At 70.0% G+C, this 24,524-nt stretch carries 30 protein-coding genes; 10 read left to right on the top strand and 20 right to left on the bottom strand.

The window, feature by feature from the left end; translation table 11 throughout:
• Nucleotides 1-20: 20 nt before the first annotated feature.
• A complete protein-coding gene (gene coaBC / locus ACFQPD_RS00735) occupies nt 21-1,241 on the bottom strand; it encodes a bifunctional phosphopantothenoylcysteine decarboxylase/phosphopantothenate--cysteine ligase CoaBC (protein WP_385897366.1) in 1,221 nt (406 codons plus the stop codon).
• Nucleotides 1,242-1,288: 47 nt separating this feature from the next.
• Here coaBC and ACFQPD_RS00730 point away from each other — a divergent pair, with 47 nt between their 5' ends.
• On the top strand, nt 1,289-2,005 hold the full coding sequence (locus tag ACFQPD_RS00730; protein ID WP_385897364.1) for an NRDE family protein: 717 nt from the start codon (nt 1,289-1,291) through the stop codon (nt 2,003-2,005).
• Nucleotides 2,006-2,018: 13 nt separating this feature from the next.
• Here the strand turns inward: ACFQPD_RS00730 and ACFQPD_RS00725 are convergent, their stop codons facing one another.
• A complete protein-coding gene (locus ACFQPD_RS00725) occupies nt 2,019-2,402 on the bottom strand; it encodes a YccF domain-containing protein (protein WP_068749441.1) in 384 nt (127 codons plus the stop codon).
• A gap of 73 nt (nt 2,403-2,475) precedes the next feature.
• Here ACFQPD_RS00725 and trmB point away from each other — a divergent pair, with 73 nt between their 5' ends.
• From trmB to ACFQPD_RS00705, 4 genes are all read left to right on the top strand, one after another.
• Nucleotides 2,476-3,201, top strand: coding sequence for a tRNA (guanosine(46)-N7)-methyltransferase TrmB (trmB, locus tag ACFQPD_RS00720; RefSeq protein ID WP_385897361.1), 726 nt, complete (start codon nt 2,476-2,478; stop codon nt 3,199-3,201).
• Complete coding sequence (gene truA / locus ACFQPD_RS00715; protein WP_078920184.1) at nt 3,188-4,003, top strand: tRNA pseudouridine(38-40) synthase TruA; 816 nt, start codon at nt 3,188-3,190, stop codon at nt 4,001-4,003. Before trmB ends, truA begins: the two co-directional genes overlap by 14 nt.
• Nucleotides 4,000-4,596 carry a methyltransferase gene (locus ACFQPD_RS00710; protein ID WP_353082089.1) on the top strand — a complete coding sequence of 199 codons (597 nt, stop codon included), beginning with the start codon at nt 4,000-4,002 and terminating at the stop codon, nt 4,594-4,596. Before truA ends, ACFQPD_RS00710 begins: the two co-directional genes overlap by 4 nt.
• Nucleotides 4,597-4,800: 204 nt before the next feature.
• A complete protein-coding gene (locus tag ACFQPD_RS00705) occupies nt 4,801-5,415 on the top strand; it encodes a superoxide dismutase (protein WP_385897359.1) in 615 nt (204 codons plus the stop codon).
• A 63-nt stretch (nt 5,416-5,478) separates the two neighbouring features.
• On the opposite strand, the gene ACFQPD_RS00700 is transcribed toward ACFQPD_RS00705, so the two are convergent.
• The 11 genes from ACFQPD_RS00700 to infA form a co-directional block, all read right to left on the bottom strand.
• Entirely contained in the window at nt 5,479-6,270 is a 792-nt protein-coding gene (locus ACFQPD_RS00700) for an ABC transporter ATP-binding protein (RefSeq protein ID WP_385897356.1), read from the bottom strand.
• Nucleotides 6,270-7,175 carry an ABC transporter permease gene (locus ACFQPD_RS00695; protein ID WP_385897355.1) on the bottom strand — a complete coding sequence of 302 codons (906 nt, stop codon included), beginning with the start codon at nt 7,173-7,175 and terminating at the stop codon, nt 6,270-6,272. The genes ACFQPD_RS00700 and ACFQPD_RS00695 overlap by 1 nt, the downstream gene beginning before the upstream one ends.
• A gap of 14 nt (nt 7,176-7,189) precedes the next feature.
• Nucleotides 7,190-8,221, bottom strand: a complete 1,032-nt coding sequence (locus tag ACFQPD_RS00690; protein WP_385897352.1) for an ABC transporter substrate-binding protein — start codon at nt 8,219-8,221, stop codon at nt 7,190-7,192.
• A gap of 71 nt (nt 8,222-8,292) precedes the next feature.
• Nucleotides 8,293-9,294: an ABC transporter substrate-binding protein gene (locus ACFQPD_RS00685; protein ID WP_385897349.1), complete on the bottom strand. Its 1,002-nt coding sequence runs from the start codon at nt 9,292-9,294 to the stop codon at nt 8,293-8,295.
• A gap of 117 nt (nt 9,295-9,411) precedes the next feature.
• A complete protein-coding gene (gene rplQ, locus ACFQPD_RS00680) occupies nt 9,412-9,942 on the bottom strand; it encodes a 50S ribosomal protein L17 (RefSeq protein ID WP_068749450.1) in 531 nt (176 codons plus the stop codon).
• A 36-nt stretch (nt 9,943-9,978) separates the two neighbouring features.
• The gene (locus ACFQPD_RS00675) at nt 9,979-11,001 is read right to left on the bottom strand and encodes a DNA-directed RNA polymerase subunit alpha (RefSeq protein ID WP_068749451.1); all 1,023 of its coding nucleotides are present in this window, start codon (nt 10,999-11,001) and stop codon (nt 9,979-9,981) included.
• Between the two features lie 108 nt (nt 11,002-11,109).
• Nucleotides 11,110-11,715: a 30S ribosomal protein S4 gene (gene rpsD, locus ACFQPD_RS00670; protein WP_385897346.1), complete on the bottom strand. Its 606-nt coding sequence runs from the start codon at nt 11,713-11,715 to the stop codon at nt 11,110-11,112.
• A gap of 28 nt (nt 11,716-11,743) precedes the next feature.
• Nucleotides 11,744-12,151 (bottom strand): 30S ribosomal protein S11, encoded by a 408-nt coding sequence (gene rpsK / locus ACFQPD_RS00665; protein ID WP_068749453.1) that lies wholly within the window; start codon nt 12,149-12,151, stop codon nt 11,744-11,746.
• A gap of 34 nt (nt 12,152-12,185) precedes the next feature.
• Nucleotides 12,186-12,560 carry a 30S ribosomal protein S13 gene (rpsM, locus tag ACFQPD_RS00660; protein WP_385897344.1) on the bottom strand — a complete coding sequence of 125 codons (375 nt, stop codon included), beginning with the start codon at nt 12,558-12,560 and terminating at the stop codon, nt 12,186-12,188.
• 251 nt (nt 12,561-12,811) lie between these two features.
• The gene (gene rpmJ / locus ACFQPD_RS00655; protein ID WP_020575560.1) at nt 12,812-12,925 is read right to left on the bottom strand and encodes a 50S ribosomal protein L36; all 114 of its coding nucleotides are present in this window, start codon (nt 12,923-12,925) and stop codon (nt 12,812-12,814) included.
• A gap of 242 nt (nt 12,926-13,167) precedes the next feature.
• On the bottom strand, nt 13,168-13,389 hold the full coding sequence (gene infA / locus ACFQPD_RS00650; RefSeq protein ID WP_068749455.1) for a translation initiation factor IF-1: 222 nt from the start codon (nt 13,387-13,389) through the stop codon (nt 13,168-13,170).
• 136 nt (nt 13,390-13,525) lie between these two features.
• On the opposite strand from infA, the gene ACFQPD_RS00645 reads away from it, so the two are divergent.
• Nucleotides 13,526-13,813 (top strand): YciI family protein, encoded by a 288-nt coding sequence (locus tag ACFQPD_RS00645; protein WP_068749456.1) that lies wholly within the window; start codon nt 13,526-13,528, stop codon nt 13,811-13,813.
• 3 nt (nt 13,814-13,816) lie between these two features.
• Here the strand turns inward: ACFQPD_RS00645 and ACFQPD_RS00640 are convergent, their stop codons facing one another.
• Nucleotides 13,817-15,193 (bottom strand): 6-phospho-beta-glucosidase, encoded by a 1,377-nt coding sequence (locus ACFQPD_RS00640; RefSeq protein ID WP_385897338.1) that lies wholly within the window; start codon nt 15,191-15,193, stop codon nt 13,817-13,819.
• Complete coding sequence (locus ACFQPD_RS00635) at nt 15,190-15,960, bottom strand: DeoR/GlpR family DNA-binding transcription regulator (protein ID WP_385897335.1); 771 nt, start codon at nt 15,958-15,960, stop codon at nt 15,190-15,192. Before ACFQPD_RS00635 ends, ACFQPD_RS00640 begins: the two co-directional genes overlap by 4 nt.
• Before the next feature lie 97 nt (nt 15,961-16,057).
• Between ACFQPD_RS00635 and ACFQPD_RS00630 the strand changes: the two genes are divergently transcribed.
• Genes ACFQPD_RS00630 through ACFQPD_RS00615 form a run of 4 tightly spaced genes read left to right on the top strand, consistent with a single transcriptional unit; the run spans nt 16,058 to nt 20,271 of the window.
• Nucleotides 16,058-17,425, top strand: a complete 1,368-nt coding sequence (locus ACFQPD_RS00630; RefSeq protein ID WP_385897333.1) for an extracellular solute-binding protein — start codon at nt 16,058-16,060, stop codon at nt 17,423-17,425.
• A complete protein-coding gene (locus ACFQPD_RS00625) occupies nt 17,418-18,326 on the top strand; it encodes a carbohydrate ABC transporter permease (RefSeq protein WP_385897331.1) in 909 nt (302 codons plus the stop codon). Before ACFQPD_RS00630 ends, ACFQPD_RS00625 begins: the two co-directional genes overlap by 8 nt.
• Nucleotides 18,323-19,132 carry a carbohydrate ABC transporter permease gene (locus ACFQPD_RS00620; RefSeq protein ID WP_078920183.1) on the top strand — a complete coding sequence of 270 codons (810 nt, stop codon included), beginning with the start codon at nt 18,323-18,325 and terminating at the stop codon, nt 19,130-19,132. The genes ACFQPD_RS00625 and ACFQPD_RS00620 overlap by 4 nt, the downstream gene beginning before the upstream one ends.
• Entirely contained in the window at nt 19,129-20,271 is a 1,143-nt protein-coding gene (locus ACFQPD_RS00615) for a carbohydrate kinase family protein (RefSeq protein WP_385897329.1), read from the top strand. The genes ACFQPD_RS00620 and ACFQPD_RS00615 overlap by 4 nt, the downstream gene beginning before the upstream one ends.
• 1 nt (nt 20,272) lies before the next feature.
• Here ACFQPD_RS00615 and ACFQPD_RS00610 read toward each other — a convergent pair whose 3' ends face one another.
• From ACFQPD_RS00610 to secY, 5 genes are read right to left on the bottom strand one after another with little or no spacing between them, the layout of a single operon-like run.
• Nucleotides 20,273-21,244, bottom strand: a complete 972-nt coding sequence (locus ACFQPD_RS00610) for a neutral zinc metallopeptidase (protein ID WP_385897327.1) — start codon at nt 21,242-21,244, stop codon at nt 20,273-20,275.
• A gap of 32 nt (nt 21,245-21,276) precedes the next feature.
• The gene (locus ACFQPD_RS00605; protein WP_068749464.1) at nt 21,277-21,639 is read right to left on the bottom strand and encodes a DUF1707 domain-containing protein; all 363 of its coding nucleotides are present in this window, start codon (nt 21,637-21,639) and stop codon (nt 21,277-21,279) included.
• A 35-nt stretch (nt 21,640-21,674) separates the two neighbouring features.
• Nucleotides 21,675-22,493, bottom strand: a complete 819-nt coding sequence (gene map / locus ACFQPD_RS00600) for a type I methionyl aminopeptidase (protein WP_385897323.1) — start codon at nt 22,491-22,493, stop codon at nt 21,675-21,677.
• Entirely contained in the window at nt 22,490-23,062 is a 573-nt protein-coding gene (locus ACFQPD_RS00595; RefSeq protein WP_385897321.1) for an adenylate kinase, read from the bottom strand. The genes map and ACFQPD_RS00595 overlap by 4 nt, the downstream gene beginning before the upstream one ends.
• A complete protein-coding gene (secY, locus tag ACFQPD_RS00590; RefSeq protein ID WP_068749466.1) occupies nt 23,059-24,372 on the bottom strand; it encodes a preprotein translocase subunit SecY in 1,314 nt (437 codons plus the stop codon). Before secY ends, ACFQPD_RS00595 begins: the two co-directional genes overlap by 4 nt.
• Between the last annotated feature and the right edge of the window lie 152 nt (nt 24,373-24,524).

Genomic DNA, 24,524 nt, shown 5'->3' with positions numbered 1-24,524 from the left:
GCGTCCGGCCGGGGCCCGGCTCACCCCACCCCGCGCGCGGCGGACACCGCGACACCGACCGCGTCCACCACGGCCTCCGCGACGTCGCGCTTGCTGCCCTCGACGTCGGCCAGGACGACATCGTCGGCTCCCAGGATCAGCAGCCGGTTCTCCGCGACCTCGAAGCCCTTCCCCCAGCCGACCTCGTTGACCACGATGAGGTCCACGCCCTTGCGGCGGCGCTTCCGCGACGCCCGCGCCAGCAGTTCCTCGCCGACGGCGGTCTCGGCGGCGAACGCCACCACCACCTGACCGGGCCGACGGCGCGCGGCCAGTCCCGCGACGATGTCCTCGTTCTCGACCAGCCGCAGCACCGGCGGCTCCCCGTCCTCCTTGGTCAGCTTCCGCTCGGACACGGCGTCCACGCGGTAATCGGCTACCGCGGCCGCCATGATCACCGCGTCGGCGCGCTCCGCCACCTCCCGCATGACCTCCGACAGCTCCGCCGCGGATCCCGCCCGCCGCACCTCGACCCCGGCGGCCTCGGCCGGGCGCAGCACCTCGGCCTCGACGTTGCACGCCGCCAGCAGCACCCGGGCCCCGCGCTCGGCGGCCGTGACCGCGACCGCGACGCCCTGACGGCCGCTGGACCGGTTGCCGAGATAGCGCACCGGATCGATCGGCTCGCGCGTCCCGCCGGCGGACACCGCGACCGTCACGCCCGCCAGGTCACGCCGCCCGCGCAGCAGCGCCTGCGCCGCCGCGTGGATGTCCTCCGGCTCGCTCATCCGCCCCGGCCCCGAGTCGCCGCCGGTGAGCGGCCCGTCGGCCGGGCCCACGACTTGGACGCCGCGCGAGCGCAGCGTCGCGATGTTGGCCTGCGTCGCGGGGTGCAGCCACATCTCGGTGTGCATCGCGGGCGCGACGAGCACGTGGGCCCGCGTCGCGAGCAGGGTCGTGCCGAGCAGATCCGAGGCGAGCCCGGCCGCCATCGCGGCGAGCGTGTTGGCCGTCGCGGGGGCGACGACCACCAGATCGGCCCGCTGCCCGAGCGCCACGTGGCGCACCTCGGGCACGTCGTCGTGGACCGACGTGGTGACCCGGTTGCGCGAGATCGCCTCCCACGTGGGCCGCCCGACGAACCGCAGCGCGTCGTCGGTGGGCACCACATGCACCTCGTGTCCGTCCAAGACGAACGAGCGGACCAGCTGCACGGCCTTGTACGCGGCGATGCCGCCCGTGACCCCTACGACGATGACCATGCGGCCGATTCTCGCAGCCGTCCCGCGTCGCGGGTAGCCTTCCCGGCATGTGCACTGTCGTCGTCCGTGTACCCGAACCCGACGGCGGGCCCGTCCGCCTCCTCGCGGTGCGCGACGAGGACCCGGCACGGCCCTGGCGCCCGCTGGGCCCGTGGTGGCCCGAGCACCCGGGTGTGCGTGGCGTCCGCGACGACCTGGCGGGCGGCGCGTGGCTCGCGGCCGACGACAAGCGCCTGGCCGTCCTGCTCAACCGGGCCGGCGGGGCGGACGTGCCGCTGCCGACGTCGCGTGGGTCGCTGCCTCTCGACGCCGTCGCCGGCAGACCGCTCCCCCAGCCCCTGACGACGCTCGGCTTCAACCTCGTCACGACGGCCCCCGGCGCGGCCACGGTCGCATCGTGGGAGGGCGGGGTGCCGCGCATCACCGACCTCGAGCCGGGCACGCACATGATCGCGCATGACGACGTGGACGACCCCGCCACTCCCCGCATTGCCGCGTGGCTGGAGCGCTTCGCCGAGGCCCCGACGGACGGCCCCGGGCCGTGGTGGGAGGGGTGGATCGATGTCCTGGCGGAGTCGGCGTCGCGGCTGTCGCCCACCGACGACCGTGCCATCATCCGCGACAACCGGCCCCACGGCTATCCGACCCTCAGCCTGCTGGTGGCCGTCGCCTCGGTGTCCCCGGACGGGGTGGCGGTGTCGACGGCGACGCTGGACGAGCCGGGGGCCTGGAACGATCTGCGCCTGCCCCGGCGCGACGGCTAGGAACGGCCGGGCGTCAGAAGATGGTGCCGTTGTCCACGATCCGCTTGCCGAACGGGAAGCACGTGACCGGGATCATCTTCAGGCTCACGTAAGCGTTGGCGATGCCGACGATGGTCAGTGTCTGCGCGAGGGCGGTCGCGACGTGGGCGAGCGCCAGCCACCAGCCCGCGATGAGGAACCACACCACGTTCATGATCGCCGACCCCGCCCCGGCGCCCGGCTTGGGCTCGACGCTCCTGCCGAACGGCCACAGCACGTAGCGCGCCATCCGGAACGAGGCGATGCCCGCGGGGATGGTGACGATGAGCAGGCAGGCCAGGATGCCCGCCAGGAAGTACCCCAGAGCCAGCCAGATACCTCCGAAGACGACCCAGATGATGTTGAGCAGCGTGCGCATGTCTCTCCTCACGTATCGCGATGCACCTCCAGCGTATGCGCAGCCCCTCCTCCATGGGCACTAGTCTGGGCGGGTGGATCCGTTGCCCCCTCGACTGCACCGCGACGTCGTCAGCTTCGTGCGCCGCAGCACCCGGATGAACGAGTCCCAGATGAGGTCCTGGGACCGGTACCGGGACCGCTTCGTCGTCGACGTCCCCCGCGGGAGCCTGTCGACGTCCGTCGCCGACGGCGCCGACGTCGACTGGGCGAACGAGTTCGGGCGCGCCGCGCCGCTGATCGTCGAGATCGGCTCGGGCGCGGGCGACTCGCTGGCGCCGATGGCCGCCGCCCGCCCGGACGCGAACGTCGTGGCGTTCGAGGTGTTCGAGCCCGCCGTCGCGTCTACTCTCGGCCGGCTGGGCCGAGAGGGCCTCGAGAACGTGCGGGTCGTCGTCGCCGACGGCGCCCAGGGGCTCGCGAAGCTCTTCGACGACGGTTCGGTCACCGAACTGTGGACCTTCTTCGCGGACCCGTGGCACAAGAAGCGCCACCACAAGCGCCGGCTGGTGGGGCAGGACTTCGCCGACGTCGTCGTCGCGAAGCTGGCGCCGGCAGGTCTCTGGCGCCTGGCCACGGACTGGGAGGACTACGCGCTGTGGATGCGCGAGCACCTGGACGCGCACCCGGGGCTCGTCAACGTCCACGACGGCTGGGCGCCGCGCCTGGCCGAGCGCCCGGTGACCAAGTACGAGGCCAAGGGCCTCGCCGCGGGGCGCCGGGTCTACGACCTCACCTATCGGAGGGCTGATGCGGCTTAGGATCGACCTCGCCTACGACGGAACGGACTTCCACGGCTGGGCCGCGCAACCGGGGCTGCGCACCGTCGAGGGAGTCCTCACGGAGTGGATCGCCCAGGTGATGCGGCTGCCCGGGCCGCCGCACATCGTCGTGGCGGGCCGCACCGACGCCGGCGTCCACGCGCGCGGCCAGGTGTGTCACGTCGACGCCGACCTGGACGGGGAGGGCGTCGCCGCGGATCTGCAGCGGCGGCTGCGCCGCGTGCTACCCGCGGACCTCGTCGTCCGCAGCGTGGCACCCGCCCCCGAGGGATTCGACGCGCGGTTCTCCGCCATCTGGCGCCGCTACTGCTACCGGGTCGCGCCCTCGGACACCGTCCCGGACCCGCTGCTGCGCCGCCACATCGCACCCGTCGCGCACCATCTCGACCTGGAGGCGCTCAACACCGCGGCCGCGGCCCTCACCGGGCTGCACGACTTCGCCCCCTTCTGCAAGCCGCGCGCCGGCGCCACCACGATCCGCGACCTGCGGGAACTGCGCGCCGAGCAACGCGACGACGGCGTCGTCGAGATCCACCTGCTGGCCGACGCGTTCTGCCACTCGATGGTGCGCTCGGTGGTGGGCGCGCTGACGTCGGTGGCGTCCGGGCGAAGGGACCTCGCCTGGATCAAGCGGGTCGCGGCCGCTCCCACACGACACGGCGAGGTGCTGGTCATGCCGGCCCACGGCCTGACGCTCGAAGAGGTCGGCTACCCCGCCGACGATGCCCTCGCGGCCCGCGCCCGCGCCGCCCGCGCCGTACGGACCCTGGAGGACGCGTGAGCCACTACTTCCACACCCCGGACCAGGCCGGCCCCACCCGCGAGGTCACAGCGACCGTCTGGGGCCACGACCTCTCCTTCACCACGGCGGGCGGCGTGTTCTCCGGCTCGCGGCTGGATCTGGGCACCTCCGTCCTGCTGCGCACGTTCGAGCCACCCACCGGCGGACACCTGCTGGACCTGGGCTGCGGCTTCGGGCCCATCGCAGTCGCGCTCGCCGTCGCCGGTCCGGCGGTCACCGTCGACGCCGTCGACGTCAACGAGCTCGCCGTGACCCTCACGCAGGCCAACGCCGAGCGGGCGGGAGTCGGGGACCGCGTGCGCGCCGGCACACCGGATCAGGTCCCGCCGGATCGGACCTACGACCAGATCTGGTCCAACCCGCCCATCCGCATCGGCAAGCAGGCGCTGCACGACCTGCTGCTCGCGTGGCTGCCCCGCCTCGCCCCCGGGGGCGTCGCGCGCCTGGTGGTGTCCAAGAACCTCGGCGGCGATTCGCTGCAGCGCTGGCTGATCGAGCAGGGCCATCCGACCGAGCGTGTCGCCTCCGCCAAGGGATTCCGTGTCCTGGAGGTATCGCCCCGGTCCGCGTGAGATCTTCCGCGCGACTAGGCGGTGGCCGCCTGGGTTCATCGTGATGGCCGACCCGAGGGCAACGAGTTCTGCCTCGACTGAGCATGTTCAGCCCTCAGCGGACCACCGAACGCCTGATGGTTGAACCACGAACTACAGATCGCGCATAGGATGACACTGTCAGCGCGCCCACCGGCGCGAGTCCTCAGCTGCAAGGAGTGAGCTATGACCTACACCCTCCCGGACCTCGACTACGACTATGGGGCACTGGCCCCCCACATCGCCCCGGAGATCATGGAGCTGCACCACAGCAAGCACCATGCCGCCTACGTCAAGGGCATCAACGACGCGCTCGAGCAGCTCGCCGCCGCCCGCGAGAAGGGCGACCTCGGAGCGGTCAACAAGCTGAGCAAGGACGCCGCGTTCCACCTCGGCGGCCACATCAACCACTCAGTGTTCTGGAAGAACATGTCGCCCGACGGCGGCGGCCGCCCCGACGGCGAGCTCGCCTCCGCGATCGATGAGTACTTCGGCAGCTTCGACGCGTTCCAGAAGCACTTCAACGCCGTCGCCAACGGCATCCAGGGCTCCGGCTGGTCGATGCTCGTGTGGGACACGCTGGGCCAGCGGATGAACATCAACCAGCTGTTCGACCAGCAGGGCAACCTGCCGGCGGGGCAGATCCCGCTGCTGCAGCTCGACATGTGGGAGCACGCCTTCTACCTGCAGTACAAGAACGTCAAGGGTGACTACGTCACCGCCTGGTGGAACGTCGTCAACTGGACCGACGTCACCGAGCGCTTCGCCCGGGCGAAGGCCGCCTCCGCCGGTCTCGTCTGACCCGACGCACGCGACGGGGCCCCGGGGAGATGATCCCCGGGGCTCCGTCGTTCGTGTGCGGGCTCAGTCGAGCAGCGTGCGGTCGGCCAGGCTGGCGCCCTTGATCTTCGAGAACTCCTCGAGCAGCCGCTCCGCCGTGATGGTCTTTTTCTCCGCCTCGTCCACCTCGAGGACGATCCGGCCCTCGTGCATCATGATGAGGCGGTTGCCCAGCTCGATGGCCTGGTGCATGTTGTGGGTGACCATGAGGGTCGTGAGCCGGTGGCGGGCGACCGCCTCGCCCGTGAGGCGCGTGATCAGCTCGGCACGCGACGGGTCCAGCGCAGCGGTGTGCTCATCCAGCAGCAGGATCGACGGCTGCGCGTACGTGGCCATGAGCAGGCTGAGCGCCTGCCGCTGCCCGCCCGACAGCATCCCCACGCGCATCTCCAGCCGATCCTCCAGGCCGAGCTCGAGCGTGGTCAGCGCCTCGCGGAAGATGGCCCGCTTGGGCTTCGTCACCGCCATGCCCAGTCCGCGGCGCTTGCCGCGTTCGAAGGCGATGGCCAGGTTCTCCTCGATGGTCAGGTGCGGCGACGTGCCCGCCATCGGGTCCTGGAAGACCCGCGCCACCCACCGGGCGCGCCGGTGCTCGGGCATGCGCGTCACGTCCGAGCCGTCGATGACCACCCGCCCGCCCTCAGGCAGGTAGCGCCCGGCGACCACGTTGAGCATCGTCGACTTCCCGGCCCCGTTGGAGCCGATCACGGTGACGAAGTCCCCCTCGTGCAGTGTGAGGGTGAGGTCGTCGAGCGCGACCCGCTCGTTGACGGTCCCGGGGAAGAACCGCTTGGTGATGGTCGTCAGCGTCAGCATCAGGCGGCCGCCCCTTCCGGGATCGCCTTCGCGCGCCGTCGCTGGACCCGGAGGCGCCGCAGCGGTCCCCAGGCCGGCAGCACGAGGGCGAGGACGACGAGCACGGCGGAGATGAGCTTCATGTCGTTGGGGTTGAAGCCGTTGTTGAGCGCGATCTGGATCACGCCGCGGTAGATGACGGAGCCCAGCGCCGCCGCCGTGACGGCCTGCCAGACGGCCGTCATCCCGAAGATCGCCTGCCCGACGATGACGGAGGCCAGGCCCGCGACGATGAGACCGATGCCCATCGAGATGTCCGAGAAGCCCTGGTACTGGGCCACGAGGGTGCCGCAGAGCGCCACCAGACCGTTGGACAGCATGAGCCCCACGATCTTGGTGGTGCCGGTGTTGATGCCCTGCGACTGCGCCATCAGCTCGTTGTCACCCGTGGCGCGCATCGCGACGCCGTAACTGGTGCCCAGGAACCAGTAGACGAGGGCGCCGATCACCAGCACCACGACGGCGAACACCGCGACGGAGAACCAGGTGCCCAGCAACCGGTCTGCGCGGAGCTCGGAGAACAACGTCTCCTGGCGCAGTAGCGGCACGTTGGCCTTGTTGCCCATGATCCGCAGGTTGATGGAGTACAGCGCGATCTGCGTGAGGATGCCTGCCAGGAGCGGGTTGATCTTGCCCCAGACGTGCAGCAAGCCCGTGACGGCGCCGGCGACCATGCCGGCCACCACGCCCGCGATCATCGCGAAAGGGATCGCGACGCCGTTGACGAGCAGGATCGCCGACGTCGCGGCCCCCGTCGTGAACGACCCGTCCACCGTCAGGTCCGGGAAGTCCAGCACCCGATAGGTGAGGTACACCCCCAACGCCATGACGGCGTAGAGGAGACCGATCTCCAGCGCGATGATCATGGGTGTGTCGAACCTCAGAACTGCTTGGTGGCGCGCGAGACGATGGCCTCGGGCAGCGTCAGGCCCTGCTTCTCGGCGGCCGCCACGTTGACGAACAGGTCGAACTGCTTCTGCGTCTCGACCGGGATGTCCGACGCCGGGGTGCCCTCGAGCAGCTGCAGGAACACCGCGGCGGCGTCCTTGCCCTGCTGGGTGTAGTTGACCGAGAGGCCGGCGGCGGCGCCGCGCTCCATCGTCGACTCGTCGGAGGCGAAGACCGGGACCTGCTTCTGCTCGGCCACCTGGATGAGCGACTCGGCGGCCGACACCACGGTGTTGTCGGTCGGGATGAGGTAGGCGTCGACGTCCAGCGACTCACCGGCCTGCTGCACCTCGGCGGAGTTGGTGACGGTCGCGGAGCGGATCTCGATGCCCAGCTCGGCGGCGGCCTCCTCGGCCTCGGCGACCTGGACTTCGGAGTTCACCTCGCCGGAGGAGTAGACGATGCCGACGGTGGCGACCTCGGGCAGCGCCTCCTTGATGAGCTCGAGCTGCTCCTTCATCGGGTTGAGGTCCGAGACACCGGTGATGTTGGCGTCGGGCGCCTCCCACGAGCTGACCAGACCGGCGGCGACGGGGTCGGTGACGGCCGCGAACACGATGGGCCGGTCGGTGACGACGTTGGCCAGCGCCTGCGCGGTCGGGGTGGCGATGGCGAGGAAGCCGTCGTAGTCCGACGAGGCGAAGGTGTTGGCGATGTTGGTCAGGGTCGACTGGTCGCCCTGGGCGTTCTGGAGATCGAACTCGGCGTTCTCACCCTCGACGTAGCCCGCCTCCGCGAGGGCGTCGATGAAGCCCTGCTGCGCCGCATCGAGCGCGGGGTGCGCGACGATCGTCGCGACGCCGACCTTGATCGACTCGGGAGCGCCGCCGGTGGTCTCGGCGGCCGAGCTCGCGGCCGACGAGGTGGCGGCCGGAGCCGACGAGGTGTCCGCCGGGGACGCGCCGCCACACGCGGTGAGGGCGAGGGTTCCGACGGCGCCGAGCGCGAGGGCCTTGAGCTTCATGATTCTCCTTGGGGGGGGGCGGGTTCGCTGGGCTAAGAGTAGTGAGTGCGCCCGGGGGCGCCGCGCTCGGGTCAGTAGGTGGTCGCGGCCTGCTCGAGCACCTCGTCGGGCAGGGTGACGCCCATGCGCTCCGCGGCGGCGGGATTGACCGACAGCTCGAGCGACTCGGCGAACTCGACGGGGGTCGAGGCCGGGTCCGCGCCCTCGATGATGCGCGCGATCATTCCCGCGGTCTGCACCCCCTGCGCCCGGTAGTCCGTCGCGAGCGCCGCGGCGGCGCCGCGCTGCACCGAGTCGGGGTCGGACGTCACGAGGAGACGCTGCCGCTGTTCGGCCACCTGCACCATGGACTCCATCGCGGAGACGACGGTGTTGTCGACCACGACGAAGTAGGCGTCGACGTCGAGCGACTCGGCCGCCTGCTGCACCTCGGACGAGTTGGTGATAGTGGCGGTGAGGACCTCGATGCCGAGCTCCTTGCCGGCCTCGATCGCGGCCTCGGCCTGCACCTGCGCGTTGACCTCGGCCGAGGAGTACACGATCCCCACGGTCTCGACGTCGGGCAGGATCTGCTGGATGACCTGGAGCTGTCTGTCGGTGGGCAGCTGGTCGCTGGTGCCGGTCACGTTAGCCCCCGGTGCCTCGAGGTCGTCGACCAGGCCGGCCGCGACGGGGTCCGTGACCGACGCGAACACGATGGGTCGGTCCTGGATGACCTGCGCCAGGGCCTGCGCCGGGGGCGTCGCGAGCGCCACGAAGATGTCGTGGTCGGAGGCGGCGTAGGTGTTGGCGATGTTGGTGAGGGTCGCCTGATCCCCCTGCGGGTTCTGGAACTCGAGCGTGAGGTTCTCTCCGTCGACGTAGCCCGCGTCCGCCAGGCCCTCCTTGATGCCCTCGTACACGGCGTCCAGCGACGGGTGGGACACGATGGTGACGGCACCGACCGACACCGACGGCTTCTCCTCGGTACCGGTGGCCGCCGGGGTGGTGGCGGTGGGCTCGGCACTGGTCCCGCAGCCGGCCATCAGCAGGGCCGCGGCCAGGGCCGCTCCCGTGACTGCACGTCGCAACATCGTCGTCTCCTTCTCGAACGTGGCTCACACCTTATCTGCGAGCGTCGCCGCCGCGGAAACCAAGGTCCCCACAACGAAAGGAGGGCCCCATGGGGGCCCTCCTCGCGTACAGCGTTCTTACTTGGCGTCCTCGTCGGCGGCGGCCTCCTCGGCCGTCTCCTCCTCGGTGGCCTCGGCGTCGGCGACCTCAGCCTCGTCGGCGGGCGCCTCGGTCTCCTCGGCCTCAGCCTCGGTCTCGACGGCCGCGGGCTTCTCCTGGGCCGGGGCGGCTGCCTTCGGCTTCGGGGTCACCGCCTCGGTGATGATCTCGATCAGGGCCAGCGGGGCGTTGTCACCCTTACGGTTGCCGATCTTCGTGATCCGGGTGTAGCCACCCTCGCGGCCCTCGAGCGACGGCGCGATGTCGTCGAACAGGTGGCGGACGACCTCCTTGTCCGTGATGGAGCTGAGCACCAGGCGGCGCGAGTGGAGGTCACCCCGCTTCGCCTTGGTGATGAGCTTCTCGGCCAGCGGCTGGACGCGGCGGGCGCGGGTCTCGGTGGTGGTGATGCGGCCGTGCTCGAAGAGCTGGGTGGCCAGGTTGCGCAGGATGATGCGCTCGTGGGTGGGGCTGCCGCCCAGACGAGCGCCCTTGGTTGGCTTGGGCATTGCTGTGGATCTCCAGGATTCTCGGGTGGTGGGCGGTCAGTACTGCTCGGTCTCGGCGAAGTCGCCGTCCTCGTCGTTGTCCTCGTCGTACCGCTCGATGGCCTGCAGCGGGTCGAAGCCCGGCTGCGAGTCACGAAGCGCCAGACCGAGGCCGGCGAGGGTCTCCTTGACCTCGTCGATCGACTTGGAACCGAAGTTGCGGATGTCGAGCAGATCCTCTTCGCTGCGGGCGACGAGCTCACCGACGGTGTGGATGCCTTCACGCTTGAGGCAGTTGTACGAGCGCACCGAGAGTTCCAGATCCTCGACGGGGAGGTTGAGCGACTCGGCGATCTGCTCGTCCACGGGGGACGGGCCGATCTCGATGCCCTCGGCGTCGACGTTGAGCTCCCGGGCGAGGCCGAACAGCTCGACGAGGGTGCGCCCGGCCGAGGCCACCGCGTCACGCGGGGCGATCGAGGGCTTGGTCTCGACATCGACGATGAGGCGGTCGAAGTCCGTGCGCTGCGCGACACGGGTGGCCTCGACCTTGTACGTCACCTTGAGCACCGGCGAGTAGATCGAGTCCACCGGGATGCGGCCGATCTCGGCCTCCGGGTCCTTGTTCTGCACGCTGGAGACGTAGCCGCGGCCGCGCTCCACGACGAGTTCCATCTCGAGCTTGCCGTTGTCGCCGAGGGTGGCGATGTGCAGCTCGGGGTTGTGGATCTCCACGCCTGCGGGGGGCTGGATGTCACCAGCGGTGACGGCACCCGCGCCGGCCTTGCGGAGGTACATGACCACCGGCTCGTCCTCCTCCGACGAGAGCACGAGGCCCTTGAGGTTGAGGATGATCTCGGTGACGTCTTCGACGACACCTTCGACGGTGGAGAACTCGTGCTGGTTGCCCTCGACCTTGATGCTGGTCACGGCCGCGCCCGGGATGGACGACAGCAGGGTGCGACGCAGCGAGTTGCCGAGGGTGTAGCCGAAGCCCGGCTCCAGCGGCTCGATGATGAACCGCGACCGGTAGTCCGAGACGACTTCCTCGGAGAGGGTGGGACGCTGTGCGATGAGCATGAGGGTTCCTTCCCGCGCCAACCGCTATCTGATGGCGCGAACGGTGGCCTGACGGCCCGCGGCGTCGGCCCGGCCGGTGTTCCCGACCGGCCCGCGGCCGCACAGTGGTTACTTTGAGTAGAGCTCGACGATCATCTGCTCCTGGACATCCACGACGATCTGCTCGCGGACGGGGAGCTGGTGCACGAGGATGCGCATGCGGTTCGGACGCGCCTCGAGCCACCCCGGAACGGAGCGCTCGTGGTGGGTCTCCCGCGCAATCACGAACGGCGCGAGGTTCATGGACTTCTCGGCGACGTCGATGATGTCGTGGGCGCGCACGCGGTACGACGGGATGTTCACGCGCTGGCCGTTGACCAGGAAGTGGCCGTGGACGACAAGCTGGCGGGCCTGCCGACGCGTGGACGCGAAGCCCGAGCGGTACACGACGTTGTCGAGACGCGACTCCAGGATCTGGAGCAGACGGTCACCCGTCTTGCCCGGATGCCGGTCGGCCTCCTCGTAGTAGCGGCGGAACTGCTTCTCCAGCACGCCGTACGCGAAACGAGCCTTCTGCTTCTCCTTGAGTTGCAGCGAGTACTCAGAATCCTTGGTGCGTCCGCGGCCGTGCATACCCGGGGGGTACGGACGGCGCTCGAACGCCTTGTCATTGCCGACCAGGTCGGTCCCGAGACGACGGGACTTCTTGGTCAAAGGGCCGGTGTAACGAGCCATAATTGCTAGTCCTTCTTCTCTCGGGCGATCAGACGCGACGACGCTTGGGCGGGCGGCAGCCGTTGTGCGGCGTCGGGGTCACGTCTGAGATCGCGCCGACCTCGAGGCCGACGGCGCCCAGCGAGCGGATCGCGGTCTCACGGCCGGAGCCGGGGCCCTTGACGAACACGTCGACACGCTTCATGCCGTGCTCCATCGCGCGACGGCCGGCGGCCTCGGCGGCCATCTGCGCGGCGAACGGGGTCGACTTGCGCGAGCCCTTGAAGCCGACGGTGCCGGCGGACGCCCACGAGATGACGGCGCCGGTCGGATCGGTGATCGAGATGATGGTGTTGTTGAACGTGCTCTTGATATGCGCCTGACCGGCGAGCACATTCTTCTTCTCCTTGCGGCGCACCTTGGTCTTGGCGGCCGCCTTACGGCTTGCAGTAGCCATGAAGTCTCCTTAAGTCCTCAACGAGGGGCGCGGATCAGCGCGCCTTCTTCTTGCCAGCGACGGCCTTCTTCTTGCCCTTGCGGGTGCGCGCATTGGTGCGCGTGCGCTGACCACGAACCGGCAGACCACTGCGGTGGCGACGGCCCTGGTAGTTGCCGATCTCGATCTTGCGGCGGATGTCGGCGGCAACGGTGCGACGGAGGTCACCCTCGATCTCGTAGTTGCCTTCGATGTGGTCGCGCAGGGCGACGAGCTGGTCCTCGGTGAGCTGGTGGACTCGGACGTCTCCACTGATCCCGGTAGCAGCGAGGGTCTCGGCGGCGCGGGTCTTCCCGACGCCGAAGATGTAGGTGAGGGCGACCTCCAAGCGCTTGTCGCGCGGCAGGTCGACACCAACGAGGCGTGCCATCAGGCGGTTACCTTTCTAGAAATGTCGGTCCTGACTCACTCTGGAGCCCGGTCGCGGACCGCGAAGGTGTGTGGCGTGACGCGTCCCCGCCGCCTGTGGTGCCTGCTGGCACCGACGGGGCCTTGGCCTTCGTCCAAGGGTGGGAATCTCCGCGGAGGAGATCCTTGCGATCACGTTGCTTTCAGTTGTCGGCGGAGTGGGCGATCGACCCGTCCCGCGGTGGTCTGCGTGCCTGGGGCGTGAGCCCCCGGTCAGCCCTGACGCTGCTTGTGGCGCGGGTTCTCGCAGATCACCATCACACGACCGTGCCGGCGGATGACCTTGCACTTGTCGCAGATCTTCTTGACGCTCGGCTGAACCTTCATTCGAGCAACCTTTTCAATCGGCGACTGGGAGCGCACGAGCGCCCCAATCTTGTGGTGGATGACTTGGCCGCCGGCCTGGGCACGCACGCATGTCCGGGCATAGACGACCGACGCACCACTTTACGCGACACGCCCACACTTCCCCAAATCAGCCTCTGTCGTCGCCGGGCATGAAAAAAGGGCGCCACCGCGCGTGCGGGGTGCCCTCTCTCCGGCCGGCGTCGGGCGCTCGGCCGCGCGACTCACTTGTGCCGGTAGACGATGCGGCCGCGGGTCAGGTCGTACGGGGACAGCTCGACGACCACACGGTCGGCCGGCAGGATGCGGATGTAGTGCTGACGCATCTTGCCGCTGATGGTCGTCAGCACCTTGTGGCCGTTGGCCAACTCCACGCGGAACATCGCGTTGGGCAGGGCCTCGACCACGGTGCCCTCGAGTTCGAGGGCTCCTTCTTTCTTCGCCATGTACTCTCTCTCGTCACACGGCACGCCTGGTGCGCGCCGGATGGTATCGAACAACTATTCTACGCCCGCCGTCGCGGCGTGACCAAACCTGCGTGGCCGCGGTGCCCCTCGGTGTCCCTCCCATTAGCCTGGGGGGATGAGCTACTTCGCCGTCCAGTACACCTACATCGACGACGCCCGGGCCCTCGACGCCGAGCGGCCCCACCACCGCGCCTACCTGTCGACGCTGCTCGGCGGCCCCCTCGTGGTGAGCGGCCCCTACGTCGACAGTGAGCTGCCGGGCGCCCTGCTCATCATGCGCGCCGGCTCCGCCGACGAGCTTGAGCAGCTGCTGGACCTGGACCCGTTCTGGACCGCCAACCTCATCGCGGAGCGCTCCATCGAGGAGTGGAACCCGGTCCTCGGATCCCTGTCGGCCGACTGACCCTCAGCGCAGCAGGCGGCCGATGGCCGGGTGCGCCGCGGCATAGCCGTCCACCAGCTGCCGGCCCAGACGCGGCGACGACACCAGGGGATGGATGGAGAACCCCTCCCAGGCGCGCTCCCGGCTACCGGTGAGCGCCGCCTCGGCGATGGCCCGCTCGGAGGCGCGCACGGCCGTCATCTGAGCCAGCTGCGGCAGGCTGACGGGCGCGACCGGCTGCGGGTGCACGCCGTCGCCGTCGACGACGCAGCCGACCTCGACCACCAGGTCGTCGGGGAGTTCAGGGATGATCCGCCCGCCGGAGGCGCCGTTGCCGACATCGAGGACCATGCGCTCGGGCTCCCCGGTGGCCAGGGCGGTCATGAGGCGTAGCGCCACCTCCTGGTATCCCCCACCGGCCACGTCCTCCTCGCGCCTCTCCTCAGCCCCGCCGCGGGCCTCCGCCATGTAGGTGGCCTCGCGCTCGTGGAGAGCGGCCCGCCAGGAGTCGAGGGGCGAGGCGCAGCACGCGGCGTCGTCGTAGAAGCGGCCCTGTTGGGCGTGTAGGAACTGGCCACGGGTCTGGGCCGCCGCGCTGATGGCCGCGATCGCCTCGTCGGTCTTCCAGTAGTAGTAGAGGTACTCGTTGGGGAGGGCGCCGACGGCCCGCACCCAGTCCTCGCCGATGAGGCGAGCCTCCTCGATGTGGTCGAGCAACTCGTCCGAGGCGAGGATCTCCGGCAGGCGGTCCACGCCGTCGACCGTCACCGAGCGCAGCCAGCCAAGGTGGTTGAGGCCGACGTAGTCGTAGGCCACACGGTCCCGGTCGTGTTCGAGTGAGACGCCGAGTAGGCGCGACACGCGACGGACGAGCCCGATGGGGGTGTCGCAGATGCCGACCACCCGGTCCCCCAGCACGCCGCGCATCACCTCGGTGACGATGCCGGCGGGGTTGGTGAAGTTGATGGTCCAGGCCTCGGGCGCGACATCGGCGATCGTCTCGGCCACCTGGCGCATCACCGGGATGGTGCGCAGGGCGTAGGCCAGGCCGCCGGGGCCGATGGTCTCCTGGCCGAGGAGGCCGAGGTCGAGCGCGACCCGCTCGTCCGCGATCCGCCCCTCCGCTCCACCGACGCGGACGGCGGCGAAGACGAAGTGGGCCCCGCGCAGCGCGTCGCGCAGATCCGTGGTGACGCGCACGGCCGGCGGGCGGTCCAGCTGCCGCGAGCGCTCGGCGATGACGCGCGCGATGGCGTCGAGCCGCTCGAGCGACGCGTCGTGCAACACGATCTCCCGGATGTCGACGGCGGGCCGCCCGGCCGCGGCGAGCGCGTTGGTGGCGACGGCGTCGTAGACGAGCGGGACGCGGAATCCACCGCCGCCGAGGATGACGAGTTTCATGCGATGACGACCTCCAGGTCGGAGTCCGGGGACAGTGCCAGGTCAGTGGGCAGGGGGGCCCGGTCCGTGATCAGGCCGGCGAAGGCGGACACCGGGGCGACCTCCAGGAACCCGATGCCGGGGAACTTCGCGTGGTCCGCGAGCAGCCAGGCGCGCGTCGCGATGTCGATCATGGCGCGCTTGACGGGCACCTCGCTCGGCGTGGAGTCCAAGACCGCGCCGTCGTGGCGCACACCCGAGGCGCCGAGGAAGGCGATGTCGACGCGGACCTGCCGGAGACAGGACTCGGTGAGGACGCCGACCAGCGACTCGTAGTTCGGGCGCAGCACGCCGCCCATGACGACCAGGTCGATCCGGGGCGCGTCCGCGAGCGCACGGACGACGGCCAGTGAGGCGGTGACGACGGTGATGTCGCGGTCGCGGAGATGCTCGCACATGGCGAAGACCGTGGTCCCGATGTCGAGGGCCACCACGTCGCCGTCCCGGACGAGCGACGCCGCCCGCCGGCCGATGGCCCGCTTCTCGACGGTCTCCTGCTCGGCCACGACGGCGAAGGCCGCCGCGTCGGCCTCCGGCCTGATGTGGTGGCGCGGCGCGCGGGCGCCGCCGCGCACCCGGTCGAGTTGGCCGCGCTCGGCCAGCTGATCCAGATCGCGCCGCGCGGTCGCCTGCGACACGCCGAAGTGCCGGGCGGCCTCCTGCACCGACAGCGCCCCGCGACGGCGGACCAGGTCCGCCATCTGCTGGTGCCGCACGTCGGTCAACATGTCGCTCCCCCTTACTAGGACACAAAATGTACTCGACACCGATCAAGTCCATGCATGTCGTGGCAGAATCGCGCATATCGATGTCCGAGGAGGGACCATGAAGCTTCACCCGATCACCCGTCGTCGCCTGCTGCTCGGCGCCGGCCTGGCCGGGGCCGCCGTCGTCTCGGCGTGCGCCCCGGGCGAGTCGGCCCCCAGCGCCTCCGGCAGCGCCACCGGCGCGGCGCCCGAGGGCACCGACCCGGCCGAGCTCGGCGACGTCGAGCTGGTCGTCTGGGACCAGGAGGTGCGCGGGAGCCAGAACGACGCCCTCGTCGCACTGATCGCCGCCTTCGAGGAGAAGTACCCCAACATCACGGTCAACCGTACGAGCCAGTCGTTCGACGACCTCAAGGCTCAGGTGTCGCTGGCACTCAGCGGCAACGACGTCCCGGACGTGGTGCAGGTCAACAACGCCCGCGGTGACATGGGGCAGTTCGTCAAGGCCGGTCAGCTCGTGGATCTCAGCCCCTACGCCGCCCAGTACGGCTGGGAGGACCGCTTCCCGGCGTCGGTGCTGAGCAAGGTCCGCTACTCGGGCGACGCGACCACGTTCGGCGAGGGCAACCTCTACGGACTGCCGCAGACGGGCGAGATCGTGGGGCTGTTCTACTCCCAGAAGAAGCTCGACGCGCTCGGCGCCGAAGCGCCCGCGACGTGGGAGGACTACCTGGCGCTGCTCGACGAGGCCAAGGCCGCCGGCGAGCAGCCGATGGTGCTCGGCAACATCGAGAAATGGCCGGCTCTCCACGTCTTCGGGCCGCTGCAGGCGCACTACGTCGAGCCGGAGACCATCGTGAAGCTCGGAATGGGCAACGCGGGCGCCACCTGGACCGATGAGGCGAACGTGGCCGCCATGGAGCAGTTCGCCACGTGGGGCACCGAGGGCTACTTCGGCGCCTCCCCCAACGGACTCGACTACGACCCGGCGTGGACGGAGTTCACGCAGGGCACCGGCGTCTTCCTGCCGGGCGGCTCCTGGCTGGCCACCGACATGGAGGCCGTGATGGGCGAGGACCTGCGCTTCATGCCCCCTCCCCCGGCCGTCGACGGGAAGCTCGCCACCACCGGTGGCACCGGCATCCCCTTCTCGATCCCCGCCAAGGCCAAGAACGTCGCGGCCGCTGCGGCCTACATCGACTTCATCACCAGCGAGGAGGCGATGCAGATCATCGCCGACAACGGCGGCATGCCCGTGCTGCGGACCGCGGAACTCGCGCCCGAGTCCGGGGTGCAGAAGGACATCTACGAGGCGTTCGACACCGTCTCGCAGGAGGGCACGCTGTTGCCCTACCTCGACTACGCGACACCGACGTTCAGCGACACCGCCGGCACCGGCCTGCAGGAGGTGCTGGGCGGCCAGAAGTCCGCCCAGGACGTCCTCGCGGACTTCGAGGCCGACTACCAGGCGTTCGTCGGTGGCTGACGCCAGGAGGCGGGTCAGGCCGTCGGCCGTCATCCACCGCCGGATGACGCCGTACCTCTACGTCCTGCCCGCGTTCCTGGTCTACGGACTCTTCCTGTTGTATCCCCTGATCCGGGCCGGTCAGTTCTCGCTCTATGACTGGCCCGGCTTCGGACCCTCCGAGTTCGTCGGGCTCGGCAACTACGTCGATCTGCTCGGAGACCGGCGCTTCCGCGACGCCGTCGGCCACGCGCTGACGCTGATCGTCTTCTATTCGATCCTGCCGCTCGTCGTCGGGCTGGTGCTGGCGGCCATCCTGCGCCGTGGTCGCGTCCGTGGCCTCGGCTTCTTCCGCGTCGTGATCTTCATGCCGCAGGTGATCGCCCTGGTGGTCGTCGCCGTCGCGTGGCACCAGATCTACTCCCCGACGGGCCTGCTCAACGACGTGCTGCGAGCACTCGGGCTCGGTGAACTGGCCCGCGGCTGGCTGGGGGATCCGAACCTCGCCCTGCCCGCCGTCGGCATGATCGGCTTCTGGCTGTCGACCGGCCTCGTCATGCTGCTCCTCCTCGCCGGGATGGGCAGGATCCCCAACGACCTCTACGAGGCGGCGCGGCTCGACGGCGCCGGGCCGGTGCGCGAGTTCTTCGCCATCAGCCTGCCGAGCGTCAAGGCCGAAATCACCACAGCCCTGGTGCTCACGATCATCGCGGCGCTGAAGACGTTCGACCTCGTCTATGTCACGACGTCGGGCGGCCCGGGAACCGCCACGACGGTGCCCTCGTATGAGGTCTACAACCGGGCGTTCAACCTCAAGGAGGTCGGCTCGGCGTCGGCCGTCGCGATCGTCCTGACGATGCTCGTGTTCGGCATCAACGTCGTCATCTCGCGCATCGGCGAGGAGCGGGTGGTCGGGCGATGAGGGTCGGCACGGGCGAGAAGGTCCTCAACTACGTCATCCTGGTGCTGTTCGCGGCCTACGCGCTGTTCCCCATCCTGACGATCGCGCTCACCGCCCTGGGTCCCCAGAACGGCGTGACGGAGCCGGGGCCCCACTGGACCAACATCGCCGACGCGTGGCGGATCGGCGATTTCGGGGCGGCCCTCACCCGGTCGCTCCTCGTCGCAGCCCTGGTCGTCACCGTGGCGCTGACGCTGTCGATCCTGGCGGGCTACGCGTTCGGGACCATGCGCTTCCCGGGGTCGACCGTCCTGTTCTACCTGTTCCTGCTCGGGCTCATGGTGCCCGCCGAGGCCATCGTCATCCCGCTGTTCTTCGACCTGCGGACGCTGGGCCTGACCGACACCATCTGGGCGGTGGCGTTTCCGCAGATCGCCCAGTCCGTGGCCTTCGGGACGTTCTGGATGCGCGCCCAGTTCCGGGCACTGCCCCCCAACCTCGTCGAGGCGGCTGCCATCGACGGCGCCGGCGGGATGCGGACGCTGTGGCGCGTGGTCGTCCCGCCGTCGCTGCCGTCGATCGCGACCGTGGCCGTGCTGATGTTCATGTGGACGTGGAACGAGTTCCTCATCCCGCTGATCATGAGCCCCGGCGCCCAGTGGCGCACCGCCCCGCTCGGGCTGGCCATCTTCAAGGGGCAGTACACCGCCGACAACGCGCTGATCGCGGCCGCGGGCGTCATCATCGCCGCGCCCATCATCGTCGTCTTCCTGCTGCTCCAGCGCTACTTCATCACCGGCATGCTGGAAGGGGCGGCCAAGGAATGACTGACCACGACCACACGCACGACGAGGTCCCCGTCTGCGCCGAGTGCTCCCCGTGGGACCCGCTCGAGGCTCAGCGCTCGGCCGGGGATCCGCCGCTGGACGTCCTCACCACGGGCACCATCTTCTTCGACCTGATCTTCACCGGCCTCCCCCGCCTCCCGCTGCCCGGCGAGGAGCTGTACAGCGCCGGCATGGGGTCCTGCCCGGGCGGGATCGCCAACCTGGCGACCGCCACCGCCCGGCTCGGGCTGCGCACCGGCCTGGTGGCGGGGTTCGGGGACGACACGTACGCCGACTGGATGTGGGACACCCTGAGCGGGCAGGAGCGGATCGATCTCAGCGCCTCGCGGCGGTTCCCCAACTTCCACTCCGCGCTGACGGTGTCGATGGCCTACGCCGACGACCGCAGCATGGTCACGCACATGCATCCGCTCCCCGAGTCCCTGGAACCTGCGCTCGTGGCCGCGCCCGCCGCCCGCGCGGTGGCCGTCGACCTCAAGGAGGGCGGGTCCTGGTGGCACACCCTCAAGGAGCGCGGGTCGCTCGTCTTCGCCGACGTGGGCTTCGACGACACGGGGGTGTGGGACCAGGCGGTGCTGCGACTGCTCGACGACTGCCACGCCTTCACCCCCAACGCCGTCGAGGCGATGCACTACACGCGCACTGACCGGCCCACCGACGCGGTTCGGCGCCTCGCCGAGCGAGTCCCGCTGGCCGTCGTCACCGACGGGGTCCACGGGTCGTTCGCCATCGACCAGGCAACGGGCGAGGAGGCGTACTGCCCGGCGGTCGCCGTCGACGCCATCGATCCCACCGGCGCCGGAGACGTCTTCGCCGCCTCGATCATCCTGGGAACCCTGGCCGGATGGCCCCTGGAACACCGTCTGCGGTTCGCCAGCCTGAGCTCGTCACTGGCGGTGCGTCAGTTCGGCGGGTCGCTCGCCGCGCCCGGCTGGGGCGACATCACCGACTGGTGGCGCCTCACCTCGGCCCGGGCCACGGGCGGCGACCTCAAGGCCGCGTACCTCCTGCGCGACTACGGCTTCCTGGCCGAACTCCTGCCCGATCACCCGGTGCAGGGAGTGCGTCGGGCCCGGGGCACGTTCGCGCTCGCGTCCGACGCGGGGGCCCGCCACTGACTCAGTCGACCGCGTCGGCCGCCACCACCCACGTGTTGCAGTCACCCAGCGTCTCCGCATAGAGGCCGCGAGTGCCCCAATAGCGGATCGACTCCCGGGACCCGTGCACGCCGTCGACGAGCATGGTGTCCAGGCGCGCCATCCAGGAGGCCAGCGCGGCGTCGTCGAACGCCAGCGCGGTGTTGTGCATGGTCATGGTGGCCGCCCAGCAGGTCGCCTGCAGCTCGGCCCGCCGCTCCAGTTCTGCGCTGTGTGGCGACTGCAGCTTCGCCGCCGTCACGCCGGACAGATGCTGCAGGTGGTGCCCGTACTCGTGGTTGACCATCTCGTTGACCGACAGCACCCAGGCGGTGGCCATCGCGTAGTGCCCGTCGCCGAAGTAGACGTGGCCGGACCCGGAGGCGCAGTAGAACGCCGGCGCCTCGAGGTAGCCGCAATCGCTGTCGGTGCCCTCCCCCGCGAAGAACTCGAGCGCCGGTTGGTCCGCCGGCCAGCCCAGCTGGGCGAACACGGGGGCCCACGACGCGTGGACACAGGTCCACTGCTCCGCGACGGCGAGCCGCCACTGCTCCTCCCCCACGGGTGCGGTGGGCGTCGGGCAGCCCTCCAGCGCGACGGGGCTCAGGGCGTCGAGTGCCGTGCTCTGCGCCCCGTACAGCGGGGAGGCCGGATCGGCGGGCGGTAGCGGAGCCCAAGTCCGCTCCGGGAGCCGCCACTCGTCCGGCCCTGGCGCGGGGCTGACGCTGGGCGACGCGGACGGTGTCGCGGAGGGCGGCGGTGCCGGCTCGGCCGCCTGGCGAGGGTTGCCGGTGACCACCGACCAGCCGACGACGGCCAGGGCGGCCACCACCGTCAGCGAGACCGCCGCGGCCCCGACCCGGATCGCCAACGGCGGCGCGGCAGTGACCGGCTCCGCGGCGTGCCGGGGCACCGCCGCGTCATCGGCGGGGCCCGGGGTCGCCTGCCACATCATTGGTCGCCTCCTCGTCAGCCGGTGGAGCCGGCTCAGAGGAACAGCAGGACGACGAGCAGCAGCAGGACCGCGGTCAGGGTGACCCCGACCACGCCCGCGCCGATGGCCAACGGCACCAGGTCCCGCGTCGTCGTCACGTTTCCGGCGGGGGGACCGCTCTGCTCGACGATCGCGGGCACGGACGTGGCGGCCGCGGGCAGCCGCTCGACCACGGGCACGAGATCGCCGAGGGTCCGCGCGTCGTAGACGACATCCATGGCGTGCGCGTACTCGTCGTGGGTGATCCGGCCGTCGGCGAAGGCGCCGTTCAGCCGGGAGGTGATGGACTCGCGCTCGACCTCGTCGACGGGGTCACCCGCGCGCTGGAGGTACTTCGAGGACGGAGGAAGCGCCATGGCACCCAGCATACGGCCGGCGGCAACCGGCGCGCTCAGTCCGCGAGCGGACCGAAGCGGTCGCCGAGCGACGCCTCGCCGCCGTCAGGCTCCGTGAGCACCCACAGACCGCGTTCGGTGATGGCGACGGTGTTCTCCCAGTGCGCCCCGCGGGAGCCGTCCCGACTGATCACGGTCCAGCCGTCGTCGAGTTCGAGGGTCTGGTGCAGGCCCCGGGTGAGCATCGGCTCGATGGCCAACGCCATGCCGACGGTGAGCCGGGGCGTGGGGCGGCGCCGGTGCCAGTTCGGCACATCGGGCTCCATGTGCATCTCGGAGCCGATCCCGTGACCGGTGTACTCCTTGAGCGTGCCGTAGCGGCGCGGCAGCGACTTGACGTGCTCCTCGATGGCCCGCGACACGTCGCCGACCCGGCCCTCCGGCCGCATCGCCAAGGCGCCCGCCCACATGGCGTCGCGCGTGGCGTCGATGAGCGCGAGGTCCGCCTCGTCGGGCGTACCCACGATGATCGTCCGGGCGGCGTCGCCGTGCCAGCCCTCGACGATGGCGCCGAAGTCGATGGACACCACGTCACCGTCACGGAGGACCCGCTCCCCCGGGACGCCGTGGACGAGCTCCTCGTTGACGGAGATGCACGCCACGCCGGGGAAGCCGTTGCCCCAGTCCTCGCCGTAGTTGAGGAACGAGGAGATGGCCCCATTGCGGGCGAGGACCTCGCGGCCGACGGCGTCGAGCTCGCCGGTGGTCACGCCGACCGCCGCCGCCCCGCACATCGCCTCTAGGCCCTCCGCCACCACCAGGCCGGCCCGGCGCATGAGGAGCAACTGCTCCGCGGTCTTGACCTCGATCGTCACGCGGTGTGCGCGTCCACGAGCTGGAACATGCGCTCGCGGACCTCGTCCACGGAGCCGGTACCCTCCACGTCCACCAGGAGGCCCTTGTTCTCGTAGTGGAAGAGCAGCGGCGCCGTCTGGCCGGCGTAGACCTCCATGCGGCGGCGGATGGTGTCCGAGTTGTCGTCGGTTCGGCCCTCCTTCGCGGCACGCGCGAGCAGCCGCTCGACGAGGGCCTCCGGCTCGACGTGCAGCGAGACCACGGCGTCGAGCTGCTGGCCGCGCTCGGCCAGGTAGCGGTCGAGGAAGTGCACCTGGTGCATCGTGCGCGGGAACCCGTCGAGCAGGAAGCCCGGCTCGCAGTCCGGCTCCGCCAGGCGGGACGCCACGATCTCCTCGGTCACGTCGTCGGGGACGTATTCCCCGGCGTCAATGATCGCCTTGACCTTGACGCCGAGGGGTGTCTGGTTCTTGATGTGGTAGCGGAAGATGTCGCCGGTCGAGATCGCAGGAACGCCGTACCGCTCGGCCAGCGCAATCGCCTGCGTGCCCTTGCCCGCGCCCGGCGCCCCCATGATCAGCAGCCTCATCGCAGGAATCCTTCATAGTTGCGCTGCTGCAGCTGGCTCTCGATCTTCTTGACCGTGTCCAGCGCGACGCCCACGATGATCAGGATCGAGGTACCGCCGAAGGGGAAGTTCTGCTGAGCACCGACCGCCATGAAGGCGATCGTCGGGATCAGCGCGATGGTCGCCAGGTACAGCGAGCCCGGCGCCGTCAGCCGCGACAGCACATACGCCAGGTACCGCTCGGTCGGCTTACCGGCGCGGATGCCCGGGATGAAGCCGCCGTACTTCTTCATGTTGTCCGAGACCTCTTCGGGGTTGAAGGTGATCGAGACGTAGAAGTAGCAGAAGGCGATGATCAGGACGAACTGCGTGAGGTTGTAGACCCACGAGTAGGAGCCCTGCCCGGTGAAGTTCTGCTGGATCCACAGCGACACCGCACCGTCCGGCCGGAACGTCGAGTACAGCACCGGCAGGTAGAGAATCGACGAGGCGAAGATGACGGGGATGACGCCGGACTGGTTGACCTTGAGCGGGATGTAGGTCGTGGAACCGCCGACGAGGCGGCGCCCGACCATGCGCTTGGCGTACTGGACCGGGATGCGGCGCTGCCCCTGCTCGACCCAGATGATGCCGAGCATGACCAGCAGGCCGATGCCGATGACCAGGAAGAACAGGACCCAGCCCGTCACGCCCTGGTGGCTCTGCTTGATGGACCACAGGCCCGAGGGGAAGCTGGCGGCGATCTGGGTGAAGATGAGGATCGACATGCCGTTGCCGATGCCGCGCTCGGTGATGAGCTCGCCCATCCACATGATGATGCCGGTGCCGGCCGTCATGACGAGCACCATGGTGATGAGCGGCAGCAGCTCATCGGAGTAGAGGATGCCGTCGCAGCCCTGGAACAGCTGCCCGGTGCGGGCCAGGGTCACGAACGCGGTGGCGTTGAGGACAGCGAGGACCAGCGTCAGGTAGCGGGTGTACTCGGTGATCTTCTGCTGCCCGGTGCCGCCCTCCTTCTTGAGGGCCTCCAGGCGTGGGATCACGACCGTCAGCAGCTGCAGGATGATCGACGCCGTGATGTAGGGCATGATGCCCAGCGCGAAGATCGTCAGCTGCAGCAGCGCACCGCCCGAGAACAGGTTGATCATCGAGTACAGGCCGGCGGCGTCGCCCTGCTGCGCCAACGCCAGACACTGGTCGATGCGCGAGATGTTCACGTTCGGCGAGGGGACCGTCGATCCCAGACGGAACACGACGATGATGCCCAGCGTGAAGAGGATCTTCCGGCGAAGATCCGGGGTCTTCAGCGCGTTAGCCAAGGCGGAGAGCATCCGACCTACTTTCGATCTCGAGAGGAACACAGCCGACGGGCGCCCCACAGGGCACACGGCAACCAGGGCAGCCTACCAAGCGCGCGCACCGGCGCCCAAACAGCCGCGCGTACAGCTCGCGTGGCCGTAACGACGCCGAGGGGGTGGGCCCG

The sequence above is a fragment of the Tessaracoccus sp. O5.2 genome (assembly GCF_964266725.1).
In the GTDB taxonomy this organism is placed as follows: domain Bacteria; phylum Actinomycetota; class Actinomycetes; order Propionibacteriales; family Propionibacteriaceae; genus Arachnia; species Arachnia lapidicapta.
The sequence above is the reverse complement of the archived record's forward strand: the minus strand, read 5'-3'. Positions and strand labels throughout refer to the sequence as shown.

Bases quoted from the DNA above. Each gene is read 5' to 3' on its own strand.
- coaBC (WP_385897366.1), bottom strand. From the start codon at position 1,241: ATGGTCATCGTCGTAGGGGTCACGGGCGGCATCGCCGCGTACAAGGCC.
- ACFQPD_RS00730 (WP_385897364.1), top strand. From the start codon at position 1,289: ATGTGCACTGTCGTCGTCCGTGTACCCGAACCCGACGGCGGGCCCGTC.
- ACFQPD_RS00725 (WP_068749441.1), bottom strand. From the start codon at position 2,402: ATGCGCACGCTGCTCAACATCATCTGGGTCGTCTTCGGAGGTATCTGG.
- ACFQPD_RS00705 (WP_385897359.1), top strand. From the start codon at position 4,801: ATGACCTACACCCTCCCGGACCTCGACTACGACTATGGGGCACTGGCC.
- ACFQPD_RS00700 (WP_385897356.1), bottom strand. From the start codon at position 6,270: ATGCTGACGCTGACGACCATCACCAAGCGGTTCTTCCCCGGGACCGTC.
- ACFQPD_RS00695 (WP_385897355.1), bottom strand. From the start codon at position 7,175: ATGATCATCGCGCTGGAGATCGGTCTCCTCTACGCCGTCATGGCGTTG.
- ACFQPD_RS00690 (WP_385897352.1), bottom strand. From the start codon at position 8,221: ATGAAGCTCAAGGCCCTCGCGCTCGGCGCCGTCGGAACCCTCGCCCTC.
- ACFQPD_RS00685 (WP_385897349.1), bottom strand. From the start codon at position 9,294: ATGTTGCGACGTGCAGTCACGGGAGCGGCCCTGGCCGCGGCCCTGCTG.
- rplQ (WP_068749450.1), bottom strand. From the start codon at position 9,942: ATGCCCAAGCCAACCAAGGGCGCTCGTCTGGGCGGCAGCCCCACCCAC.
- ACFQPD_RS00675 (WP_068749451.1), bottom strand. From the start codon at position 11,001: ATGCTCATCGCACAGCGTCCCACCCTCTCCGAGGAAGTCGTCTCGGAC.
- rpsD (WP_385897346.1), bottom strand. From the start codon at position 11,715: ATGGCTCGTTACACCGGCCCTTTGACCAAGAAGTCCCGTCGTCTCGGG.
- rpsK (WP_068749453.1), bottom strand. From the start codon at position 12,151: ATGGCTACTGCAAGCCGTAAGGCGGCCGCCAAGACCAAGGTGCGCCGC.
- rpsM (WP_385897344.1), bottom strand. From the start codon at position 12,560: ATGGCACGCCTCGTTGGTGTCGACCTGCCGCGCGACAAGCGCTTGGAG.
- rpmJ (WP_020575560.1), bottom strand. From the start codon at position 12,925: ATGAAGGTTCAGCCGAGCGTCAAGAAGATCTGCGACAAGTGCAAGGTC.
- infA (WP_068749455.1), bottom strand. From the start codon at position 13,389: ATGGCGAAGAAAGAAGGAGCCCTCGAACTCGAGGGCACCGTGGTCGAG.
- ACFQPD_RS00645 (WP_068749456.1), top strand. From the start codon at position 13,526: ATGAGCTACTTCGCCGTCCAGTACACCTACATCGACGACGCCCGGGCC.
- ACFQPD_RS00640 (WP_385897338.1), bottom strand. From the start codon at position 15,193: ATGAAACTCGTCATCCTCGGCGGCGGTGGATTCCGCGTCCCGCTCGTC.
- ACFQPD_RS00635 (WP_385897335.1), bottom strand. From the start codon at position 15,960: ATGTTGACCGACGTGCGGCACCAGCAGATGGCGGACCTGGTCCGCCGT.
- ACFQPD_RS00630 (WP_385897333.1), top strand. From the start codon at position 16,058: ATGAAGCTTCACCCGATCACCCGTCGTCGCCTGCTGCTCGGCGCCGGC.
- ACFQPD_RS00620 (WP_078920183.1), top strand. From the start codon at position 18,323: ATGAGGGTCGGCACGGGCGAGAAGGTCCTCAACTACGTCATCCTGGTG.
- ACFQPD_RS00615 (WP_385897329.1), top strand. From the start codon at position 19,129: ATGACTGACCACGACCACACGCACGACGAGGTCCCCGTCTGCGCCGAG.
- ACFQPD_RS00610 (WP_385897327.1), bottom strand. From the start codon at position 21,244: ATGATGTGGCAGGCGACCCCGGGCCCCGCCGATGACGCGGCGGTGCCC.
- ACFQPD_RS00605 (WP_068749464.1), bottom strand. From the start codon at position 21,639: ATGGCGCTTCCTCCGTCCTCGAAGTACCTCCAGCGCGCGGGTGACCCC.
- ACFQPD_RS00595 (WP_385897321.1), bottom strand. From the start codon at position 23,062: ATGAGGCTGCTGATCATGGGGGCGCCGGGCGCGGGCAAGGGCACGCAG.
- secY (WP_068749466.1), bottom strand. From the start codon at position 24,372: ATGCTCTCCGCCTTGGCTAACGCGCTGAAGACCCCGGATCTTCGCCGG.